The organism is Teichococcus aerophilus (assembly GCF_014490485.1).
GTDB classification, from domain to species: domain Bacteria; phylum Pseudomonadota; class Alphaproteobacteria; order Acetobacterales; family Acetobacteraceae; genus Pseudoroseomonas; species Pseudoroseomonas aerophila.
In genome coordinates this window covers 26,877-49,205 of the sequence record NZ_JACTVA010000038.1, presented here as the reverse complement: position 1 = coordinate 49,205, position 22,329 = coordinate 26,877, and the positions used below count along the sequence as shown (strand labels likewise).

Sequence of the window (22,329 nt, the reverse complement as noted above, 5' to 3'; positions counted from 1 at the left end):
ACGGAACGTTGCGCGGCATCCTGCTGATCCTGGTCGGCTACCTGCTGATCGCCTTCTCGGACGCCGCGGTGAAGTGGGTGGTGCCGCAGGTGGGAACCGGGGCCGCCATGATGTGGCGCGGCATCTTCGGTGCCATCACCATGGCGGTGCTGGCGCGCTCCACCTATCGCGGCGTCTCCCTCCGCCCGGTGAATGTGCGGCTGATCACCACCCGCAGCCTGCTGCATTGCGTGGTGACGGTGGCCTTCTACGTCGCCTGGGCGCATGGCTTGCCGCTGGCGGAGACCTATGCGCTCTCCTCCGTCTCCCCGCTCATCATGACGCTGCTGGCCATTCCCTTGCTGGGGGAAGTGGTGGGCTGGCGGCGCTGGGTCAGCACCCTGGTGGGCTTCTCCGGCGTCATGGTAATGCTGCAGCCGGGTGGCTCGCTCTGGAACTGGCAGGCGGCGGCGCTGCTGGCCGCCGTGGCGCTGATGGCGCTGACGCGGCTGTGGACGCGCGTACTGGCGCGGACGGATGCGCCGGTCGTCATCACCTTCTGGCTGATGGTGGCGCATATCCCCACCGGGCTGCTGCTGATGCCGGCTTTCCCGCCGCCGGGCGCCTTCATCCCCTCCCTCGGCGTCGCGGCGGCGCTGATGTGGATCGGCTGCGGCAACGCGCTGGCGCATTTCTTCTTCGCCCGCGCCTTCGCCTCCGCCCCCGTCTCCGTCCTGGCGCCGTTCGAGTACAGCCCGCTGATCTGGGGCCTGCCGATCGGCCTGGTCATCTGGGGTGACTGGCCGGCCCCGGCCACCTTCGCAGGCGCCGGCATCATCATCGCCGCCGGCCTGTACAACCTGCACCGGGAGCAGATGCGCGCACGTCAGGCCCGGCTGGGCGGCAAGGCGGCATGAAGGCCACCGCCACCACGGCCGCCGCCGCCGCGCCGCACGCCATGCGGCACGATATCCGCCGCGGCGCCACGCTGATCCTGATGTCGACCTTCGGCTTCTCGATGATGACGGTGCTGGCCAAGCTGCTGGGCAGCAGCATCCCGTTCATGGAGATGGTGTTCTTCCGCAGCTTCTTCGCGCTGCCGATCGTCGTGTTCCTCAGCCTGCGCGGCCGCGTCTCGCTGCGCACCCGCCGCTTTCCCGGCCACGTCGCCCGCGCCTGCACCGGGCTGGCGGCGACCACCTGCATGTTCTTCTCCGCCACCGTGCTGCCGTTGGGGGAGCAGCAGGCGCTGACCTACGGCACGCCCATCTTCGTCACCCTGTTGGCCATCCCTTTCCTGGGGGAACGGCCGGGGCCGCACCGCTGGGGCGCGGTGCTGGTTGGGTTCGCCGGCATCCTGGTCATCGCGCTGGGGCCGGGGCTGACAGGGCAGGTGCGGGTACCGCCGCCCGGCATCGCCGAGTGGGTGCTGATGGCGGGCTATGCCGCCGCCGTCTGCCATGGCTTCTGCGCGGCCTCCACCACCTTGCTGGTGCGCCAGCTTTCGGCCACCGAGAGCAGCACCGCCATCGTGCTGTGGCAGTCCATTCTGATGACGCTGCTCAGCGGCCTGGTGCTGCCCTTCGTCTGGGTGACGCCCTCGGCCAGCGAGTGGCTGGTACTGGTCGGCATCGGCGCCGTCGGCGGCATTTCCCAGCTTTTCTCCACCGAGGCCTATTCCAGCGCCCAGGTCTCCTCCCTCGGCCCCTACACCTATACGGCGCTGCTCTGGGCGGCGCTGTTCGGCTGGCTGATCTGGGGCGATGTGCCGGGCGTCACCATGCTGCTGGGGGCGGCGATGATCGTGGCGGCCGGGCTCTACATCCTGCACCGCGAGATGCGGCGGCGGACGCGGCGGGCCTGAGCCGGCCGCGGCCGCCTGGGCCTGGAGTGTGGCCTCGCGGACCCGCCAGGGCTGGGCAGCGCCGTTGCTAATGTGACAGTTTTGTTGCATGGAGGCGAAACAACGCCGCCCCCGCTCAAGGGGCGCGCCGGAGGAGCCGCCCGATGTCACGCCGCCATCTCTTCGCCTTCGCCGCCACCGTGGCGGCCACCTTCACGCTGGGCGCCCTGCCGGCCGCCGCGCAGGGTTCGTTGAACGTCTATTGCTCGGCCCAGGTCGAGTGGTGCCAGGCGGCTGCCAACGCGTTCCAGAAGGAAACCGGCATCCGCGTCAACATGTCCCAGAAGGGCAGCGGCGAGGTGCTGGCGCAGATCCGCGCCGAGGCGCAGAACCCGCGCGGCGATCTGTGGTTCGGCGGCACCGGCGACCCGCACCTGCAGGCGGCCGAGGACAAGCTGACCGCCGAATACCGCTCCCCCATGCTGGACCAGCTGCATGACTGGGCCCGCCGCCAGGCGGAGCAGAGCCAGTTCCGCACCGTCGGCATCTACGCCGGCGCCATGGGCTTCGGCTATAATCCGGAGCTGCTGGCCCGCCGCAACATCGCGCCGCCGGCCTGCTGGAAGGACCTGCTGGACGCCCGTTTCCGTAACGAGATCCAGATGGCCAACCCGCAATCCAGCGGCACGGCTTACGTGATGATCGCCACCATCGTGCAGCTGATGGGCGAGGAGCCGGCCTTCGAGTTCCTGCGCGGCATGCATCGCAACGTGAATGCCTATCCGCGTTCCGGCACCGGCCCGATCAAGGCGGTGGCGCGCGGCGAGACGGGTGTCTCCATCTCCTTCGTGCATGATGCGGTGACGGAGCGGCTGGGCGGCTTCCCCGTGCAGTACGTCGTCCCCTGTGAGGGCACGGGCTACGAGATCGGCTCCATGTCCATCATCGCCGGCAGCCGCAACGAGCGGAACGCGCGGCGCTTCTACGACTGGGCGCTGACCCCCGCCGCGCAGCAGCTGGGCGCCGAGACCAAGCAGTTCCAGACGCCATCCAACCGCAGCACGCCGGTGCCGGCCGAGGCGCCGCAGATGTCGCAGATCCGCCTCATCGACTACGACTTCGCCCGCTACGGCTCCTCCGCCGAGCGCCGCCGGCTGATCGAACGCTGGGACCGCGAGGTCAACAGCCTGCCCCGCTAAGCCCGTTCAGTAAGGCACGCAACGCATGCGCTCCGCCGGTCTCTGGTCCAGCGCCCTCGCGCTGGCCGCCGCCCTGCTGCTGCCCTGGTACATGGTCCAGGACGGCATCTTGGTCCTGTCCTTCTCCAATGGCGGCTGGCTGACCGACCCGGACGGAGCGCCCGCGCTGGGCCTGATCCTGACGGATGGCCGCTGGTGGCTGTGGCCGGCGGTGCTGGCGCCGGTGCTGGGGCTGGTGGCGGCGCTGGTGCCGCTGCCGCGCCCGACGCGGTCCTGGCTGTTCCTGCTGGCCGGCGGCGTCGGCCTGGCGCTGCTGGCGGCACAGGGCTGGAGCATCGGCCCGCGCGGCTGGATGATCCTCTGGCTGCAAGGCCAGTTCGGCGAGACCGAGGCCCGGCAGTACGGCATCGGCTGGGGCGGCACCGTCGTCTCCGCCGCGCTGTGCGTGCTGTTCGCCGCCGGCTTCGCCGGGCGGGGCGCCTTCCGCGGCGATGCCTTCACCGCCACCGTGGCGGTGGTGCTGACCATTGCCATCGGCGTCTTCACCGCGCTGCCGATCCTCCAGATGATGGCTGGCGCCTTCCGCGATGCCGGTGGCGCCTTCGCCCCCACCTCCGCCGTCACCCGCCTGGTGGATGACCGGCTGTGGAGCCTCGGCTGCCTGGCCGGCGCCCCGCGCTGCGGCGTGGTGTGGAACACCCTGCTGCTGGCGCTGCTGACGGCCACCGGCACCACCGCCCTCGGCCTCGCCTTCGCGCTGCTGGTCACGCGCGGCCGGCTGCGGCTGGCCAGGCCGCTGCGCTGGCTGACGGTGCTGCCGATCGTCACGCCGCCCTTCATCCTTGGCCTCGGCCTGATCCTGATCTTCGGCCGCTCCGGCCTGCTCTCCCAGGCGGCCTCCGCCTGGTTTGGCATCGAACTCGGGCGCTGGATCTATGGCCTTCCCGGCCTGCTTCTGGCCCAGTTGTTCGCCTTCACGCCCATTGCGTTCCTGGTGCTGATCGGCGTTGTCGAGGGCCTCTCCCCGACGCTGGAGGAGGCTTCGCAGACCCTGCGGGCGGATGAGAAGATCACCTTCCGCACCGTCACGCTGCCCCTGCTGCTACCGGGGCTGGCCAACGCCTTCCTGCTCGGCTTCGTCGAGAGCATCGCCGATTTCGGCAATGCGGTGGTGCTGGGCGGCAGCTTCAACGTGCTGGCCACCGAGATCTTCTTCGCCGTCGTCGGCGCCCAGGCGGATGCCGGCCGCGCGGCCTCGCTCTCCCTCATCCTGCTGGTGTTGACGCTGGTCGTCTTCTTCCTCCAGCAGCGGGCCACCGGGAAGAAGTCCTACGTCTCCATCTCCGGCAAGGGCGATGCCGGCCTGCCGCCGCCGCTGCCCAAGGGCGTCCGCCGGCTCTGCCTGGCCGTCGCCGGCACCTGGGCGGCGCTGACCATCGGCCTCTACGCGCTGGCCTTCCTGGGGGGCTTCGTCGAGGTCTGGGGCCGCGACTACACGCCGACGCTGCGCCACTTCGTGAAGGCCTTCAGCATCGAGGGCGGGCAGTTCACCGGCCTCGCCTGGAATAGCGTGCTGACCACGCTGGAACTGGCCGCCATCTCCGCCCCCATCACCGCGGCGCTCGGCATCCTGGCGGCGTGGCTGTTCAGCCGCACGCGCTTCGCGGGGAAGGGGGCGCTGGAATTCGCCACGCTGCTCTCCTTCGCTGTACCGGGCACCGTCATCGGCGTCGCCTACCTGGCCGCCTTCAACCTGCCGCCGCTGGAACTGGCGGGGACGGGGGCCATCATCGTCGCCTGCTTCGTGTTCCGGAACCTGCCGGTCGGGCTGCGCTCCGGCATGGCGGCGATGGCGCAGATCGACGGCTCGCTGGACGAGGCCTCCCACACCCTCGGCGGCGGCGGCATGGATGCGTTCCGCCGCGTGGTGCTGCCGCTGCTGCGGCCGGCCATCGTCGCTGGCCTCACCTATTCCTTCGTCCGGGCCATGACCACCGTCTCCGCCGTCATCTTCCTGGTCACGGCCGAGACGGAGCTGGCCACCGTCTTCATCGTCAACCGCATCATCAATGGCGATTACGGCCTGGCGATCTCCACCTCCCTGGTGCTGATCGTGCTGATGCTGGTGGTGCTGGGCGTCATGAACCTGCTGGTCGGCAGCCGCCGCATCGGCCGCCGGGCCGTTGCCGTCACCGCCGCCTCGCCCGCCCCTCTGCCCGGAGCCGTCGCATGACCCGCGCCGCCGAAGTCCGCTTCGAGAACGTTACCAAGCGCTATGGCGGCACCGCCAAAGCGGTGAACGACGTATCCTTCACCATCCCGGCCGGCACGTTGTGCACGCTGCTCGGCCCCTCCGGCTGCGGCAAGACGACGACGCTGCGGATGATCGCCGGGCTGGAGTACCCGACCGAGGGCCGCGTGCTGATCGGCGGCAAGGACGTCTCCGCCCTGCCGCCGGCCGAGCGCGACGTCTCCATGGTGTTCCAGTCCTACGCGCTGTTCCCGCACATGAACGTGCTGGAGAATGTGGGCTACGGCCTCACCGTCTCCCGCCAGCCCAAGGCGAAGGTGCGGGAGGCGGCGCGCGCCGCGCTCGACTCCGTCGGCCTGTCCGGCTTCGAGGAGCGCCTGCCGTCCGAACTCTCCGGCGGCCAGCAGCAGCGCGTGGCCGTCGCCCGCGCCCTGGTGCTGGAGCCCTCGGTGCTGCTGTTCGACGAGCCGCTCTCCAACCTCGACGCCCGGCTGCGCCGCCGGATGCGGGAGGAGATCCGCGACCTGCAGCAGCGCCTTGGCGTCACCGTCGCCTACGTCACCCACGACCAGGCCGAGGCGCTGGCGATCTCCGACAAGATCATCGTCATGAACCAGGCCGTCATCGCCCAGGAAGGCACGCCGCGGGACCTGTACGAGGCGCCCGCCAACGCCTTCGTCGCCGGCTTCGTCGGTGAGGCGAACCGGCTGCCGGCCACGCTCTCCCACCGCCAGGGTGACATGGCGCAGGTGACCATCGGTTCTGCCACCCTGTCCCTGCCGCATCGCGGCGCGGCGGAAGGCGCGGTGCAACTGGCGGTGCGGCCGGAAGCGGTGGAGCTGCTGGACGTGGCCGACCCCGCCACCACCCTGCGCGGCACCGTGGCCAAGGCCGCCTATCTGGGCGGGCTGATGGAATACACCCTGACCACCGAGGCCGGGGACGTGTTCGTCATCGACTCCCACACCCAGCGCCAGCGCGGCGTGGGCGAGGTGGTCGGGCTGGGCCTTGGCCAGCGTGGCATTGCGGTGCTGCCGGCCTGATGCGGAGTGAGGCCAGGGGCGCGGCCCCTGGACCCCGCTGGGGTGGCAGTGCCACCCCAGACCCCGCCATCTGTTTTCGCAGCTCCAAGCCCTGGCTGTGCCTCGGGTCCGTGGGCTTGGTGACCAACGCCGCAGCTTGCGCGGCTTTCATTAGAATACTTTGAAAGCGCTTCCCCCCTGCGGAGCGCCGCGATGCCAAAGCGCCGGATCGCATCAATCCGCGCACCGCTCCGGCACCCAGCCTCAATAAACTGGCAGCGGGGTCCGGGGTGGATTTTCCACCCCGGCGGGGAAGTCCAGAAGGGGCGGAGCCCCTTTTGGCCCCGGCCCGATCGCCCCATTGCCATCAGAAACACGCCATGGCCCTTCACAGACGGCGTCAGGCCAGCCATTTCCCTTGCCGCCCCCCGGAAGGTAATCTCCCGCCGTATGAAACGCCTCGACCGTTATCTGTTCCGCCAGCTGGCGGTGACGCTGGTGGCTGTGACGCTGGGCCTGGCCGCGCTGGTCTGGCTGACGCAGAGCCTGCGCTTTATCGAGCTGGTGCTGGACCGCGGCCTTTCCCCGGCGGTGTTCGTCGAGCTGACAGGGTTGCTGCTGCCCAGCTTCCTGGCCGTCATCCTGCCCATCACCACCTTCGTGGTGCTGCTGTTCACCTATGTCCGCCTGGCTTCGGACCGGGAGCTGGTGGTGATGCGCTCCACCGGCCTGTCCGACTGGCGCCTGTCCCGCGCCCCGCTGCTGCTGGCCACCCTGGCCACCGGCATCTGCCTGTTCCTGCAGACCTGGCTGGTGCCCGTCAGCCACGCCGCCTTCCGCGAGTGGCAGTTCGAGATCCGTAACGAGATGGCGGCCATCCTGCTGCAGGAAGGCGTCTTCAGCGCGCTGGGGGAGGACATGACGGTCTATGCCCGCCGGCGCGATGCCAATGGCGACCTCTACGGCATCATGGTGCACGATTCGCGGGACCCGAAGATCCCCGTCACCATCCTGGCGGAGCGTGGCCGGCTGGTCAGCACGCCGCGCGGCCCGCGTGTGACGCTGCTGAACGGCGTCCGCCAGACCATGGAGCAGGCGCCGCCGGGCTCCCCCAATCCCGGCCCGCGCCTGTCGGTGCTGAGCTTCGCCGAGAACAGCCTGGACCTCGCCACCTCCTCCCGCAGCCAGCAGGAGAATGCCCGCAACCGCGATTCGCGGGAGCGCTTCATCGGCGAGCTGCTGAACCCCGACCCGGCGGAGAACCTGCCGGAGCGTGACATCCGCAAGTTCCGGGCGGAGGCGCACCAGCGTCTGGCCTCGCCGCTGACCACCCTGGCCTTCGCGCTGGTCGCGCTGGCCACCGCGTTGAGCAGCGGCTTCCGCCGTCATGGCGATTCCCGTCCGGCGATCATCGGCGTCGTGCTGGTGGTCGGCCTGCTGGCGGTGGGGCTGGCCGCCGGCAACGCGGCGGCGCGCAACAATGCCTATATCCCGCTGATCTGGGCCCAGGTGGTGGTGCCGTCCATCCTCTCGCTCTGGGTGCTGATGGGCATGCCGGGGGCGCCGAAGCGCAAGCCGCGCCTGCCATCCGACCTGACCGCCGCGCCCGAGGCCTGAGCACCGCATGCCCCTAGCCCTGACCCTCTCGGCCTATGTGGCGCGGCGCTTCGCGGCCATGGTCCTCATTATGCTGCTGGCGCTGACGCTGCTGGTGGCACTGTTCGACTTCATCGAGCTGCTGCGCCGCGCCGCCACCCGCGCCGATGCCGGCTTCGCCCTGGTGTTGCAGATCGCGGCGCTGCGGCTGCCCTATGTAGCGCTGCAGATCCTGCCCTTCGCCGTGTTGCTGGGCGGTATCATCGCCTTCTGGCGTCTCTCCCGCGCCTCCGAACTGGTGGTGGCGCGGGCTGCCGGTGTCTCCGCCTGGGGCTTCCTGGCCGGGCCGATGCTGGTGGCGGTGTGCCTGGGGGCGCTGGGCGTCACCGTGCTCTCCCCGCTCTCCGCCGGCATGCTCTCCCGCGCCGAGCGGCTGGACGCCACCTACCTGCGCAACGCCGCCGGCCCCGCCACCCTGGCCGGCGGGCGGCTGTGGCTGCGGCAGGCGGACAATGCGCTGGAACCCGGCGGCGTCATCATCCTGGCCGGCCGGCCGGAAGTGGGGCAGGGCGGCTTTGGGCTGAAGGACGTCTCGCTCTGGCGCCTCTCGCCCACCGACCGGCCACTGGAGCGGGTGGAATCGCCGCAGGCCCGCCTGGTCGCCGGCGAGTGGCGGCTGGAGAGCGCCGTGGTGTTCGGCACCAACCGCCAGCCGCAACTGCCGCGCGCGATGACGCTGCCGACCCAGCTGACCCCGGACAATATCGAGGACAGCTTCGCCAGCCCGGACACGCTCTCCTTCTGGTCGCTGCCGGAATTCATTCAGGTGCTGGAATCCTCCGGCTTCTCGGCCATGAAGCACCGCCTGCACCTGCATTCCCTGCTCTCCCTGCCTTTGCTCTGCGTGGCTATGGCGCTGCTGGCGGCCGGCTTCTCCATGGGGCAGCCGCGGCGCGGCGGCGTGGCCCGTACCCTCGGCCTCGGCGTCGCCGCCGGCTTCGCGTTGTTCCTGCTGGACAAGGTGGCCGAGGAATTCGGCCAGGCCGGCACCCTGCCGGTGGAACTGGCCGCCTGGGCCCCCTCCCTGGCGGGGCTGATGCTGGCGCTGGCATTGCTGCTGCATCTGGAAGACGGCTGACCGGGGTGGGGCGGGGAGGGAAGGCCGGGGAAAGAATTCCCCGGACCCCTTCTTCCTTTTTCAAGTTTTTCGGTCGGGACTGCTGAAGCAGTGCGCTTGAGCGACGGCTGTGCGCGCCGGAGGTCCTAGACCTCCGGCGACTGAGGGTTCAGCCCGCGCGGCCCATTTTAAATATCATCAAAAGCGTCCGCTCTTAGTCCTGCAGCGCTCCGCCAAACTCGCAGAAAAAAGAAGGGCCCCGGGGAATTCCTTCCCCCGGCCTTTCTGCCTCCGGCATAAAAAAATCAGATGCTTTGGCGGAAAACGGGGGGAGCGGAAAACCGCCGTCCCCCTCGTCCCAGTGTTTAGAAGTTGTACTTCACCAGGGCGGTCACGCGCTGGCCGAAGCCGCGGGTCGCGCCTTCGGTGGAGGGCTCGAGCAGTTGGCGGGTGCCGACATTGTATTCCAGGCCCAGGTCCAGGTTCTGGAACGGCGTCCAGATGATGTTGGCGATGCCCTGGGTCATGTCCCGGTTCTGGTTGTTCTGGGTGCCGGCGGCGAACTGCCGGGCGAAGCTGGGGTAGGTGATGCGTGCGAAGCCGCCCGCCACCGTGCTGCGCAGGTTATCCGCCCAGAAGTGCTGGTAGCCGATCATGGCGGTGGTGACCTTGTTGGTCTCCAGCGACGGGTCGGTCACGCCGGCCAGGCCGACATTGCTGGCGGCACCGGTGCCCATGTTGTCGATGTAGCGGCCGACGCCCTCGCCATAGGCCACGCGGGCCAGCAGGCGGTCCTTCCCGAAGGTGTTCAGCACGCCGTTCAGCGCCAGGCCGTAGCCCCACGTCTCGTCGCTGAAGCGCTGGGAGGCGACGGCGGGGGCTTCATTGTTGAAGTCGATGCGGCGCAGCACGCCCTGCACGGCGACGTTGCCCCAGCTGCCCGGCACGCGGAAGCTGGTCACCAGGTCGGGGAAGCGGTTGACGGCCACGGCGGGCGTCGTCTCGGAATCCGGCAGCACGCCGCCGCCATTATAGGTGTAGTCGCTGTACGGGTTCTCCAGCGAGAAGGCCCAGGTTACGTCGTCGCCCAGCGGGGCGGTGTAGCGCACCTGCGCCTGGCGCGGCCCGCCGAGGCCGACGAAGGTGCCGAAATCGATCATGTCGAGGGCGAGGGTGTCGCCGAACAGCGTGGTGGTCTGGCCGGCCAGGAAGCCACCGGCCTCGACATAGGCGTGGCGCAGGCGGGGGATCCAGCTGTTCTGGCTGGTGGTGCTGGCGGTGCTCTGCGCGCCGCCGAAATCCATCTCGACGACGGAGCGGACCGGACCCCAGGCGCTGTCCGTCCGCGTTTCGAAGCCAAGGCGGGAATAGCGGGCGGAGAGGGCGAAGTCGCCGCCCTGGCGGGCGGCGGGGCCGCGCGTCAGCGGCACGGCGTTGGAGTTCTGGAAGGGCGCGCGGTTGCGACCCTCGAAATCATAGGTGCCGGTCAGTCGCACGAAGCCGTAGAGGCGGACCGAGGTGTTGGTGCCCGGGATGCGGATGGAGCCGGGGAAGCTGCCCTTCAAATCGGCGGCCTGGGCGGTGCGCTGCGCGTCCGCGGCCTGGACGGTGGCGGCCTGCTGCGCCCGCTGGGTCTCGGCCTGCTGGGCTTCCAGCGTCTGCAGGCGCTGCTGCAGGTTGTTGATCTCCAGCCGCAGGGTCTGGGTGCTCTGGGCCTGGGCGGGTGCCATCGGCACGGCCAGGGCCAGGGCCAGGGCACCGGCCAGGGCCGTCCCGCACATCAGGGCGCCGCGCCGGAAGGGAAGGGAGTTGATCAAGAGGCTGTCTCCAGTCGGTCGGGCGGGTGCCCGCGGTCGGTGTCGGGCGGATGCCCGCGGAAAGGCACGGGCGGATGCCCGCGGAAAGGCACGGGCGGATGCCCGCGGAAAGGCACGGGCGGATGCCCGCGGAAGGGCACGGGCAGGTGCCCGCGGATGGCTTCGGCACCTGCCGGCGGAAGGTCCGGGCAGATGCGCGCGGTGGGTCCGGGCGAATGCCCGCGCAGGCTGCGGGCGGATTCGCCCGCGGAACGGTCAGGCTGCCGCGCCATCCACCCCTGGCGCGGGGCCGGGGGATGGGGTTCAAGAGGCCGTCCCCCGACTGAGCGGGTGACGCGGCAGGACTGGCCGACGACCGGCGACAGAGGGGACTGAGGCATGGCCTGCGATCCGGGGGGCGGTGCAGGCCGGGCAATCCGGCTTGCGGGATGCGAAGCGAGGTCGCGCACCGGACTGGTCCTCTCTGGCGAGATCGGAACACGGGGTCGTGTTCGAGGCCGGAGCTTCGCGGCGGAACCTTTCGTCAAGCTGTCGGTTCATGCCGATTCATCTGCCGGCGGCTGCGACTGATGCGGCTGCTGCTGACCGAGGATGACCCGCGCCTCGCCACCCTGCTGGCCCAGGGCCTGACCCGCGCCGGCTGGGCGGTCGATGTGGTGGAGGGGGTGGAGGACGCGCTGGCCGCCCTGCATGCCGTGCAGTACCAGGCCCTGGTGCTCGATCTCGGCCTGCCGGATGGCGACGGGATGGAGGTGCTGCAACAGCTGCGCCAGACCGACCCGTTCCTGCCGGTGCTGATCCTGACGGCGCGCGGCCGCCTGTCGGACCGTGTGCGCGGGCTGAACACCGGCGCCGACGATTACCTGATCAAGCCCTTCGCGATGGAGGAACTGGTGGCCCGGCTGGCCGCCGCGCTCCGCCGCTCCGGCGCCCCGGCGCTGGCAACGCTGCGGCACGGGCAGGTGGAGCTGGAGCCGGCGGCCCGCACCTTCTCGGTGGCCGGGGCGGTGCAGCCACTGCCGCGGCGGGAGATGATGGTGTTGGAGATGCTGCTGCGCGCCCGCCACCGCTTCGTCGCCAAGGATGCGCTGGAAGAGGCGCTGGGCAGCTTCGACAACGAGGTCGGCCGCAACGTGGTGGAGGTCTATGTCTCCCGCCTGCGGCGCCGGCTGGCGGGCAGCGGCACCGCCATCCGCACCGAGCGCGGCCTCGGCTACCGCCTGGTGGAGGAAGAGGCCGCGTGACCCGCCGCCCGGTCTCCATCACCGCCGGCGCCACGCTGGCCTTCCTGGCCTCGCTGGCCGTGGCGGCGGCGCTGCTGCTGGCGCTGCTGCCGATGCGCAACAACGCCGTCATCCAGCGGCTGGAGACGCGGTCCCTGGTCGCGCGGGCGGAGATGATCGCCCAACATCTGCAGCAGGATGAGAGCGGTAACTGGCGGCTGGAGCTGCCGCAGGAAGTCGCGGCCGCCTTCTCCATCGTCTATGGCCGCGCCAGCTACGCCATCGTCACGGCGGAGGGCGATTTCCTGATGGGCGCCGGCGCCGCCGCGCCGCTGGCCATTCCCGCGCCCACCCTGCAGGGCTTCACGCTGGAGCGGAACGGGCGGGAATTGCAGGGTGTGGCGCTGCCGGCGACGGTGGACGGTAAGCAGCTCTCCATCCAGGTGGCGGAGGATCTGCGCCACCCGGACGTGCTGCTGGACGATGCGGCGGACGGGCTGACGCGTGATATCGCCTGGCTGGTGTTACCGGTGTTCCTGGCGCTCTCCGCCATCCTGATGCTGGCGTTGCGGCGGGTGCGCAAGCCGCTGCGGATGCTGGCCGCGCGGGCCGAGAACCTCTCACCCGCCCGTCCGGGTGAACGGCTGCCGGAAGAGGACGTGCCGGTGGAGCTGCTGCCGCTGGTCCGCCGCCTGAACGGGTTGCTGGACCGGGTGGAGGCGGCGCAGGCCGAGCAGCGCGGCTTCGTCGCCGATGCGGCGCATGAGCTGCGGACGCCGCTGGCCGTGCTGCAGGCGCATATGGACCTGTTGCGGGACCGGGAGGCCGCGGCGGCGCTGGGCCAGGACCTCTGGGTGCTGGAGCGCATGGTCGGCCAGCTGCTGGCGATCGCGGAACTGGACGACGTGGCGTTGGCCCCGGCCGGGCCGGTGGATCTGCGGCAACTGGCGCACGACGTCGCCGCCCTGCTGCGGCCGTTGGCCGAGGCGCGCGACGTGACCATCGAGACCAGGCTGCCCGCCACCAGGGTGACGCTGCCGGGGCAGGAGGAGGCGCTGGCCCAGGCCATCGCCAACCTGCTGGAAAACGCCATCGGCCACGCGCCGGAAGGCAGTGCCGTGACCCTGGCGCTGCGGTCCGACGCCGGGCTGCACGTGCTGGATGTCAGCGATGCCGGGCCGGGCATTCCCGAGCATGAACGGAAATTGATCTTCCGCCGTTTCTGGCGCGCGAGGCGCCGGCAGGACAGCCGCCGACGGGGGGTGGGCCTGGGCCTGGCCATCGTGCAGCGCGCGGCCGTTATCCACGGCGGCAGCGTGGCGGTGGAGGAGGCGCCGGGGGGTGGCGCATTGTTCAGCCTGCGCTTGCCGGCGGCACCGGGCACCGATGCAACGGTTGGCGACTGAAACATAAGGGGATGCGTCGCCCTCTCGTCGCCGTCGCCAGGAAAGGCTATGCAGGGTCCATGCACCGAGCCACGCACGGCGCCGGGGATGCTCCGGCCGGGACCACCACGCAGCGCCGGACCCGCCATGGCCCGGTTGCTCACCATGCCCATGGCGCTTCCGCCTTCGGGCGCCCGCCATCCTGGCGCGCGCTGCTGCTGGGCGGCGCCGCCCTGTTGCCCATGGCCATGGTGCCGATGGGCGGCTCGGCGCAGTCGCTGTTCGGCGGCGGCGCCGACCCCACCGCCGCCGGCCCGAGCTCCGGCCTCGGCCTTGGCGGCGATGTCGGCGGCCCGATGAGCTCCGCCCCGGATGCGGCGTCGGCCACGTCCTCGGCGACGACGGCTTCGGGGCCGAATCCTGTTGCCCCGGCCTCCACCGCCCCGGCGGCTGCCCGGCGTGGCCAGCCCAACCGCGACGCCCCCGTGACCTTCACGGCGGACGAGGTGGAGTTCGACCAGGAGCGCAACCTCGTCATCGCCCGCGGCTCGGTCGAGGCCTGGCAGAACGAGCGCATCCTGCGCACCGATACCTTCACCTATAACCGTGAGACCGGCATCGCCACCGCCGAAGGCAACGTGCAGTTGCTGGAGCCGGACGGGCAGGTGACCTACGCCGACCGGGCCGAGCTGACCGGCGACATGCGGAACGGCGTGGTGGAGGGCATGAAGGCCCGGCTGGCCCAGAACGGCCGCATGGTCGCCTTCGGCGGCCGCCGCACCGACGGCACCATCACCGACATGGCGCGCGTCATCTATTCCTCCTGCGACCTGTGCGCCGATGACCCGGAGGCACCGCCGCTGTGGCAGCTGCGCGCCCGCCTGGCGACGCATGACCGCAACGAGCAGCGCATCCGCTACCGCGACGCCACCCTGCAGATGGGCGGCTGGCCGGTGCTCTACACGCCGTATTTGTCGCACCCCGACCCGTCGATCCCGCGCGCCTCGGGCTTCCTGACGCCGGTCTTCGGCAGCTCCCGCTTCCTCGGGCCCTTCGCCACGACGCCGTATTACTGGGCGATCGACGGCCAGCAGGACCTGACGATCAGCCCGACCTTCTCGGCCAACCAGGACCCGGCGGCAGGCATCGCCTACCGCCGCCGCTTCAACACCGGCAGCATCAACCTCACCGGCTCGGTCGGCAATCTGAGCGGCGGCACCATCGCGCAGGATGAGCGCGGCTGGGGCGGCCACATCTACAGCAGCGCGCGCTTCTCGCTGGACGAGAACTGGCGCGCCGGCCTCAGCGTCAACCGTGCCACCAGCCAGACCTATCTGCGCGCCTTCCGCTACCCGTCCCCGCGTCAGCTGACGTCCGACGCCTACCTGGAAGGCTTCTGGGGCGCGGAGGGCTATGCCCGCATCGACGGCCGCATCTATCAGAGCCTGAACGAGACCGACAACACCTCGCTCATCCCGCTGGTGCTGCCGAACATCCAGGCCGACTACGCTTTCCCGCGCGATTCCCTGGGCGGCTACCTGACGGTCGATACCAGCAACTACGTCCTGTTGCGCAGCGAGGGCACGGATACCCGCCGCATCGCCTCCCGCATCCATTACGACCTGCCGACGCAGGACCGCATGGGCAGCATCTGGACGGTGCGCGGCCAGGCCGACCTGGTGGGCCGCTCGGCCGACAACCTGCAGCTCGGCCCTGTCTACTCGACCACCGATAGCAGCCTGACCGAGGCCAACGTCAATGCCCGCGTGGCGCTGGACTGGCGCATGCCCTTCGCCCGCAGCGCCGGCGAGTATGGCAGCCAGATCATCGAGCCGCGCGTGCAGTTCGTCACCGGCCCTTCCACCGGGCGGCAGTACAACATCCCGAACGAGGACAGCCTCGACTTCGAGTTCACCGACGCCAACCTGTTCGCGCTGAACCGCTTCACCGGGCGGGACCGCCAGGAAGGCGGCACCCGCGTGGATGCGGCGCTGCGCGGCGCCTGGCTGTTCCCGAATGGCGGGCAGGTGGAGGCCCTCGGCGGCCGCTCCTTCCGCGCCAGCGAGGAGAACGTGTTCTACACTGGCTCGGGCCTCGAGGATCAGGCCTCCGACTATGTCGGCCGCGTCCGCGTCTCCCCGGTCTCCTGGCTCGACCTGATCGCCCGTGGCCGCTTTGATGGCGAGACGGCGGCCAACCGCATGACGGAGACGTCGGCGCGCCTCGGCCTCGGCCCGGTCAGCCTCTCCGCCGGCTACCTGTTCACCACGCCGAACCCGGCTTTGGTGAACACGCCCAACGCCTCCCGCCGCGAGGTCTCGGGCGGCGTCTCCGCCCGCGTCGGCCAGTACTGGCGCGTCGGCGCCGCCGGCCGGTACGACGTGCAGAACAGCAAGCCTGTCTCCGCCGGCGTCAATCTGGTCTATGAGGACGAGTGCCTAGTGTTCTCCACCTCCTACAACCGCAGTTGGGCGGAGAACACGACCAGCCAGAGCTACTATCCCTCGGGCGAGACGCTGCTGTTCAGCATCGGCTTCAAGACCATCGGGGATTTCGGCTTCCGCGCCATCTGACGCGGGCCGGGCGCATGATCGCCGCAGGGCATGATCGTGCGGCCCGGATAGAGAGAAGGGCAGGGTCCGCGCACCGCGGTGCGCGGACCCGGCTTCAGGAGGCGCGGCTTTCCCGTCCGGGGACGTGCGGTGCCGCAAGACGCTGTCGCCACCGCGCGATCTGATCTAGGAACTGACTATGCGTGCCATGACCTCCTTCCGTGCCCTGATCCTCGCCACCGCACTGGCTCTCCCCCTGGCCATCCCGGCCGGAGGCGCGCTGATGCCATGGCTGGCGGCCCCGGCCATGGCGCAGACCAACCGCATCGTCTCGGTGGTCAATGGCGATGTCATCACCGCCAACGAGGTCACCAACCGGTCGCGCCTCTTCGCCCTCAACAGCGGCATGGGCGCCAGCGCCGAGGTGCTGACCCGCCTGCGCCCGCAGGTGACGCGCCTGCTGGTGGATGAGCGGCTGCGGACGCAGGAAGTGCAGCGCCGCCGCGTGCTGGTCTCCGACGCCGACGTGGCGGAAGCGGTGGGCGATATCGAGCAGCGCAACGGCCTGCCGGCTGGCGGCCTGGCCGCCCAGCTGCGCAACTCGGGCATCGAGCCGCGCGCGCTGTACGACCAGATCCGCAACCAGATCGGCTGGGCCCGGCTGGTGCGCGGCATGCTGGGCAACCAGGGCGAGGTCGCGCAGCGCGAGGTGGACGACTTCATCGCCGCCCACAAGGCCCGCACCGGCGAGCCGGAATACCTCGTCTCCGAGATCTTCATCCCGGTGGACGAAGCCAGCGCCGAGGCCGATGTGCGCCGCTTCGTCGATGACGTGGTGGCCCAGCTGCGCCGCGGCGTGCCGTTCCCCGCCGCCGCCACCCAGTTCAGCCAGAGCCAGACCGCGCTGCAGGGCGGCGACATGGGCTGGGTGCGCCCCGATGAGTTCGACCCCGCCGTGGGCCGCATCGTCTCCCAGATGCCGCCGGGCGCCATCGCCAACCCGACCCGCGTGCCGGGCGGCTTCCAGATCATCGCGCTGCGCCAGAAGCGGGAGACGGGGCGCGAGCTCGCAACCCTCGTCACGCTGCGCCAGTCCTTCTACCCGTTCAGCGCGCCGCTGGACCCGCAGGCCCCCACCCAGCAGCAGCGCGACGCCGTCGAGCGCGCCCGCACCCTGGAAGGCAAGAGCTGCGAGGCCATCGACGCCGCCGGCCGTGGCGGCCCCAACAACCGCCCGAGCGACCCTGGCACCGTGCGGCTGGACACCATGCAGCCGCCGCCGCTGCGCCAGCTGATCGCTGGCCTGCCGGTGGGCCGTGGCAGCCAGCCGATCATCACGCCGGACGGCGTCATGGTCATCGCCGTCTGCTCCAAGGAGACGCGCAACCTGGCCGAGCTGACGCCGGACCAGGCGAAGGCGCAGATCATGCGCGAGCGGGCGGAGCTGATCTCCCGCCAGATGCAGCGGGACCTGCGCCGCCGCGCCACCATCGAAGCGCGGGGCTGACAGGCCCGCCATGAGCCTGCCGCCAGAGACGGGGCTGCCGGAGCTGCGCGACGTCATCGCGCGGCACGGGCTCGCCGCGCGCAAGTCGCTCGGCCAGCATTTCCTGTTGGACCCGGCCGTCTGCGCCCGCATTGCCACCATCGCCGGCCCGCTGGATGGCCGCCAGGTGCTGGAGGTCGGCCCCGGCCCCGGTGGCCTGACCCGCGCCCTGCTGGCCAGCCCGGCCGCGCATGTCGTGGCCGTGGAGCTGGACCGCCGCGCCATCGCCGCCCTCGCCGAACTTTCCGACGCCTTCCCTGGCCGGCTGACGGTGATCGAGGGCGACGCCATGAAGGTGCGCACCACCGAGCTGATGCCGGACGGCCCGCGCCGCGTCGTCGCCAACCTGCCCTACAATGTCGGCACCCCGCTGCTGATCGGCTGGCTGAAGCAGGCCGCGCTGTTCGAGAGCCTGACGCTGATGTTCCAGCAGGAGGTAGCCGAACGCATCTGCGCCGCGCCGGACACCGACGCCTATGGCCGCCTCTCCGTCCTGGCCCAGTGGCGTTGCCATTGCCGCATGGCCATGCGCCTGCCGCCCGGCGCCTTCACCCCGCCCCCCAAGGTGTGGTCCGCCGTGGTGCACCTGACCCCGCACGCCGAAGACCCAGCGCCCGAGCTGTTGGCCGCGATGGAAAAGCTGACCGCCGCCGCCTTCGGCCAGCGCCGCAAGATGCTCCGCAGCAGCATGAAGTCCCTCGGCGACTCGAATGTGCTGCTGGAGCAGGGCGAGATCGAGCCGACCCGACGCGCGGAAACCCTCTCGGTCGCGGAGTTCGACCGGCTGGCGCGGCTGCTGGCGGCACGGGGCTAGGGGCAGCGGGGTTTACGGGACGGTGAAGGGAAGGCCGGGGAAGGAATTCCCCGGACCCCATCTTTTTTCTGCAAGTTTGGCGTAGTGCTGCAGGACTGAGAGCAGGCGCTTCTTGATGATTTTATAAATGGGCCATGCGGGCTGAACCGTCAGTCGCCGGAGGTCTAGGATCTCCGGCGCACCCAGCCCCTCAGGCCCGCCCTCTCAACAGCCTCGCCCGAATAACTCGAAAACAGAAAAGAAGGGGTCCGGGGAATTCCTTCCCCGGCCTTCCTTTTCTTGGCCTTCCACACCACCAGAAGACGCCAGTTCCCCAACCGCCGTCAGCGCAGCTTCGGCAGCGCGCGGATGTAGAAGAGTTGGCTGAGCAGCTCGACCAGTGTCTGCGTCACGATGATGGCCGGTAGCAGTGGCATGGCGCCGGGCACGGTGAAGGCCAGGGGCAGCACCACCAGGGAGTTGCGCGTAGCGGCGCTGAAGGCGACGGCGCGGCCGGCCGCAGGTTCCAGCCGGAACAGCCGTCCGATGCCCCAGCCCAGGAGCGGCGCCAGGAGGGCGAAGGCCAAGAAGACGGGCACGGCCTGCAGCACGTCCGTTCCCATGCGGGGCAGCACGGCGGCGACGACCAGCAGCAGGACGAGGGCGGTGGCCGGCACGGGCAACAGGCCCAGCAGGGTGATGGCGCGTTGCCCTGCCGGGGTGTGGGCAGCGGCGTATTGCAGCAGGGCCGCCAGAGCCAGGGGTAGGACGATCAGCCAGAGGAAGGCGTGCAGGAACGGCCCGGGCTGGATCAGCCCGGCGGCGGCGTCGCCCAGCATCAGGTGCAGGTAGAGGGGCAGCAGCAGCATCTGCAGCAGCAGCAGGGCAGGGGTGGCGGCTAGCAGCAGGCGCGCATCCGCCTGGCCGAGATGGGAGAAGGTGACGACGTAGTCGATGCAGGGGGCCAGCAGCACCAGCAGCACCCCCAGCCGGACCAGGGGATGGTCGGGCAGCAACGGCAGCAGCGCCGCGACCAGCAGCGGGACCGCGATGAAGTTGGCCACCGCCAGCGCCGCCAGGAAGCGCAGCCGGGTAAAGGCCCGCCCCAGCGCCGCCAGCGGCACCTGCAGGAAGGTGACGAACAGCATGAGGGCGAGCGCGGGGTTGATGCCGCTTTCCAGCATCGTCGTGCCCGGCAGCAGGACGGCGGCGACCGCCGCGCCGAGTACCGCCACCAGGTAGATCCAGATCTGCCGGTGTTCCAGCGCGTCTCTCAGTCCGCCCAAATGGGGTTCCTCGGCTTGTCGGGATGATGGGGCCGATCAGGCCGATGGCGGCACTTCAAACAACCCATGCGTTGAACCACAGACGGACGGGCCAAGACAGCCGGTGCAGCTCATGCGATCCCGCTCCCCCGGCGCACCCCAAACTCGAACAAAGAAGATGAGGCCTGGGGAATTCCTTCCCCGGCCTTCCTCCCTCAGCTCTCGCCCGGCAGCTTGATCCCCGTCATCGCCTGCCAGACGCGGATGACGAAGCCGTCGTCCTTCTGCCCTTGCCCCATCGCATGCGCGGCGGTGAAGAGTTGCTGCGCCTGGGCGGCCAGCGGTACCGGGAAATCCAGCCCCTTCGCCATCTCCGCCACCAGGCCCAGATCCTTCACGAAGATGTCCACGGCGCTGCGCGGTGCGTCGTCGGCCGCCAGCACGCGGGCCATCCGGTTCTCGAACATCCAGGAATTGCCGGCGGCGCTGGTGACGACGTCGTAAAGCTGCTGCGGGTCCGCGCCGGCGCGGATGCCCAGCGCCATGGCTTCCGCCGCCACGGCGATATGCACGCCGGCCAGCAGCTGGTGCACCACCTTCACCGTGGCGCCGATGCCTGGCGCATCGCCCAGGCGCCAGACCTTGGTGGCGATCGCTCCCAGCACCGGCGCCGCCGCATCGAAGGCTGCGGCGGTGCCGGAGGCCATGACGGTCATCTCCCCCGTCGCTGCCTTGGCCGCGCCGCCGGAAACCGGGGCGTCCAGCGCCAGCATCCCCGCTTCCTCCAGCCGGGCGGCGATGCGCCTGGCATCCTCCGGCCCCATGGTGGCGGAGGAGATGACCACGGCCCCCGGTGCCAGCCGTGGCAGGGCACCCTCCGGCCCGAACAGCGCCGCCTCGGTCTGCGCGGCGTTCACCACCAGCACCACCAGGGCGTTGATGCCCTGCGGCAACTGCGCGGCGCTGGCCACTGCCTGGCCACCGGCCGCCACGAAGGCATCGCGGGCCACATCCCGCGTATCCACGCCCGTCACGTCCAGCCCGGCCCGCAGCGCCGATTGCGCCGCCCCCATGCCCATGCTGCCCAGTCCGATCACGCCGATCTTCATCTGCTGGCTCTCCCTTTCGGCCAGGGTGGCGCCAGATGACGATGGAGGGAAGCGTCCTCGCGCGGCCTTTCCATCGGCGCCGGGATTGGCGATCCTCACCGGTACTGAGAGAAGGCGGCGGAGATGCTCCGACCGCCCGCACAAGGAAGGATGTTCCATGAGCGAGACGCAGCCCGTATCCGCGCCCAGGCCCAAGAAGTCGGTCGCGCTCTCCGGCATCACGGCGGGCAATACCGCGCTCTGTACCGTGGGCCGCAGCGGCAACGACCTGCATTATCGCGGCTACGACATCCTCGACATCGCGGCGCGCTGCGAGTTCGAGGAGATCGCCTACCTGCTCGTCCACGGCGCCCTGCCGACGGAGGCGGAGCTGCGTGGCTACAAGGCCAAGCTGCGCAGCCTGCGCGGGCTGCCGGCGGCGGTGCGCCAAGCGCTGGAAGCCATCCCCGCCGCCGCGCACCCGATGGACGTGATGCGTACCGGCGTCTCCGTCCTCGGCACCGTGCTGCCGGAGAAGGAGGACCACAGCCACGCGGGCGCGCGCGACATCGCGGACCGGCTGATGGCCTCGCTCGGCTCCATGCTGCTCTACTGGCACCATTTCGCGCTAAATGGCCGGCGGATCGAGGTGGAGACCGATGACGACAGCATCGGCGGCCACTTCCTGCACCTGCTGCACGGCAAGTCGCCGCGGGAGAGCTGGGTGCGCGCCATGCACACCTCGCTGAACCTCTATGCCGAGCATGAGTTCAACGCCTCCACCTTCACCTGCCGCGTCATCGCCGGCACGGGGGCGGACCTGCATTCGGCCATCACCGGCGGCATCGGCGCGCTGCGCGGGCCGAAGCATGGCGGCGCCAACGAAGTCGCCTTCGAGATCCAGAAGCGCTACGCGGATGCCGACGAGGCCGAGGCGGATATCCGCGCCCGCGTCGCCAACAAGGAAGTCGTCATCGGCTTCGGCCACCCGGTCTACACGATCAGCGACCCGCGCAACGTCATCATCAAGGACGTGGCGCGCGAGCTCTCCGACGAGGTCGGCAGCCGCAAGATGTTCGACATCGCCGACCGGATCGAGGCGGTGATGGCCGACACCAAGAAGATGTTCGCCAATCTCGACTGGTTCAGCGCCGTCTCCTACCACCTGATGGGCGTGCCGACGGCGATGTTCACCCCGCTCTTCGTCATTGCCCGCACGGCCGGGTGGAGCGCGCATGTGATCGAGCAGCGGATCGACGGCAAGATCATCCGCCCCACCGCCAACTATACCGGGCCGGAGAACCGGGAGTTCGTGCCGCTGGACCAGCGCGGCTAGGCCGGATCGGCAGTCGGGCTTGGGCAGGAAGGCCGGGGAAGGAATTCCCCGGGCCCCATCTTTCTTCTGCGAGTCTTTCGGGTTTGGCTGTGGCGGCGTTGGGCCTTTCCAGGCCAAGGGCGGGATCACGCCAAAGGCTGAGGGTTCAGCCTCGGTGGATTTTTCTCATGGCTGCATCCGCCGGTCCCGAAGTCTCACGCAACTGACAGAAAAATGACGGGGTTTCAGGGGAATTCCTTCCCCTGACCGTCTTCCACGCCTCAGGTTGAATATCGATCGGCTCCAGGCGACGCCACCATCGGTGCCACGGTTCCGGC

The 22,329-nt window shown here is 70.3% G+C and carries 16 protein-coding genes; 13 read left to right on the top strand and 3 right to left on the bottom strand.

Annotated elements, in window-relative coordinates; all coding sequences use genetic code 11:
* The first annotated feature begins 8 nt into the window (after positions 1-8).
* From IBL26_RS18125 to lptG, 7 genes are all read left to right on the top strand, one after another.
* Positions 9-896, top strand: a complete 888-nt coding sequence (locus IBL26_RS18125; RefSeq protein ID WP_194443641.1) for a DMT family transporter — start codon at positions 9-11, stop codon at positions 894-896.
* Positions 893-1,843 carry a DMT family transporter gene (locus tag IBL26_RS18120; RefSeq protein WP_187785920.1) on the top strand — a complete coding sequence of 317 codons (951 nt, stop codon included), beginning with the start codon at positions 893-895 and terminating at the stop codon, positions 1,841-1,843. The genes IBL26_RS18125 and IBL26_RS18120 overlap by 4 nt, the downstream gene beginning before the upstream one ends.
* Before the next feature lie 143 nt (positions 1,844-1,986).
* Positions 1,987-3,021: an ABC transporter substrate-binding protein gene (locus IBL26_RS18115; RefSeq protein WP_206684258.1), complete on the top strand. Its 1,035-nt coding sequence runs from the start codon at positions 1,987-1,989 to the stop codon at positions 3,019-3,021.
* A 25-nt stretch (positions 3,022-3,046) separates the two neighbouring features.
* Positions 3,047-5,254, top strand: coding sequence for an ABC transporter permease (locus IBL26_RS18110; protein ID WP_187785919.1), 2,208 nt, complete (start codon positions 3,047-3,049; stop codon positions 5,252-5,254).
* Positions 5,251-6,315 carry an ABC transporter ATP-binding protein gene (locus tag IBL26_RS18105; RefSeq protein ID WP_187785918.1) on the top strand — a complete coding sequence of 355 codons (1,065 nt, stop codon included), beginning with the start codon at positions 5,251-5,253 and terminating at the stop codon, positions 6,313-6,315. Before IBL26_RS18110 ends, IBL26_RS18105 begins: the two co-directional genes overlap by 4 nt.
* Before the next feature lie 429 nt (positions 6,316-6,744).
* A complete protein-coding gene (gene lptF, locus IBL26_RS18100; protein WP_187785917.1) occupies positions 6,745-7,911 on the top strand; it encodes an LPS export ABC transporter permease LptF in 1,167 nt (388 codons plus the stop codon).
* Positions 7,912-7,918: 7 nt separating this feature from the next.
* The gene (gene lptG, locus IBL26_RS18095; protein WP_187785916.1) at positions 7,919-9,028 is read left to right on the top strand and encodes an LPS export ABC transporter permease LptG; all 1,110 of its coding nucleotides are present in this window, start codon (positions 7,919-7,921) and stop codon (positions 9,026-9,028) included.
* 344 nt (positions 9,029-9,372) lie between these two features.
* Here the strand turns inward: lptG and IBL26_RS18090 are convergent, their stop codons facing one another.
* Positions 9,373-10,824, bottom strand: a complete 1,452-nt coding sequence (locus IBL26_RS18090) for a DcaP family trimeric outer membrane transporter (RefSeq protein WP_241749529.1) — start codon at positions 10,822-10,824, stop codon at positions 9,373-9,375.
* Positions 10,825-11,393: 569 nt separating this feature from the next.
* Here IBL26_RS18090 and IBL26_RS18085 point away from each other — a divergent pair.
* The 5 genes from IBL26_RS18085 to rsmA all read left to right on the top strand — a co-directional run bounded on the left by IBL26_RS18085 (position 11,394) and on the right by rsmA (position 18,344).
* Positions 11,394-12,068 (top strand): response regulator transcription factor, encoded by a 675-nt coding sequence (locus IBL26_RS18085; RefSeq protein WP_187785915.1) that lies wholly within the window; start codon positions 11,394-11,396, stop codon positions 12,066-12,068.
* Positions 12,065-13,453 (top strand): sensor histidine kinase, encoded by a 1,389-nt coding sequence (locus IBL26_RS26140; protein WP_187785914.1) that lies wholly within the window; start codon positions 12,065-12,067, stop codon positions 13,451-13,453. Before IBL26_RS18085 ends, IBL26_RS26140 begins: the two co-directional genes overlap by 4 nt.
* Before the next feature lie 59 nt (positions 13,454-13,512).
* Positions 13,513-16,005, top strand: coding sequence for an LPS-assembly protein LptD (locus IBL26_RS18075; RefSeq protein WP_187785913.1), 2,493 nt, complete (start codon positions 13,513-13,515; stop codon positions 16,003-16,005).
* Between the two features lie 178 nt (positions 16,006-16,183).
* Entirely contained in the window at positions 16,184-17,491 is a 1,308-nt protein-coding gene (locus IBL26_RS18070) for a peptidylprolyl isomerase (RefSeq protein ID WP_241749527.1), read from the top strand.
* Positions 17,492-17,501: 10 nt separating this feature from the next.
* Entirely contained in the window at positions 17,502-18,344 is an 843-nt protein-coding gene (gene rsmA, locus IBL26_RS18065) for a 16S rRNA (adenine(1518)-N(6)/adenine(1519)-N(6))-dimethyltransferase RsmA (protein ID WP_187785912.1), read from the top strand.
* Positions 18,345-18,667: 323 nt separating this feature from the next.
* Here the strand turns inward: rsmA and IBL26_RS18060 are convergent, their stop codons facing one another.
* Together IBL26_RS18060 and ltnD are read right to left on the bottom strand one after the other, a co-directional pair.
* Positions 18,668-19,609 (bottom strand): arsenic resistance protein, encoded by a 942-nt coding sequence (locus tag IBL26_RS18060; protein WP_187785911.1) that lies wholly within the window; start codon positions 19,607-19,609, stop codon positions 18,668-18,670.
* Positions 19,610-19,803: 194 nt separating this feature from the next.
* Positions 19,804-20,697, bottom strand: a complete 894-nt coding sequence (ltnD, locus tag IBL26_RS18055; RefSeq protein ID WP_187785910.1) for an L-threonate dehydrogenase — start codon at positions 20,695-20,697, stop codon at positions 19,804-19,806.
* Between the two features lie 157 nt (positions 20,698-20,854).
* Between ltnD and prpC the strand changes: the two genes are divergently transcribed.
* Positions 20,855-22,012, top strand: coding sequence for a bifunctional 2-methylcitrate synthase/citrate synthase (gene prpC / locus IBL26_RS18050; protein ID WP_187785909.1), 1,158 nt, complete (start codon positions 20,855-20,857; stop codon positions 22,010-22,012).
* Positions 22,013-22,329: the final 317 nt, after the last annotated feature.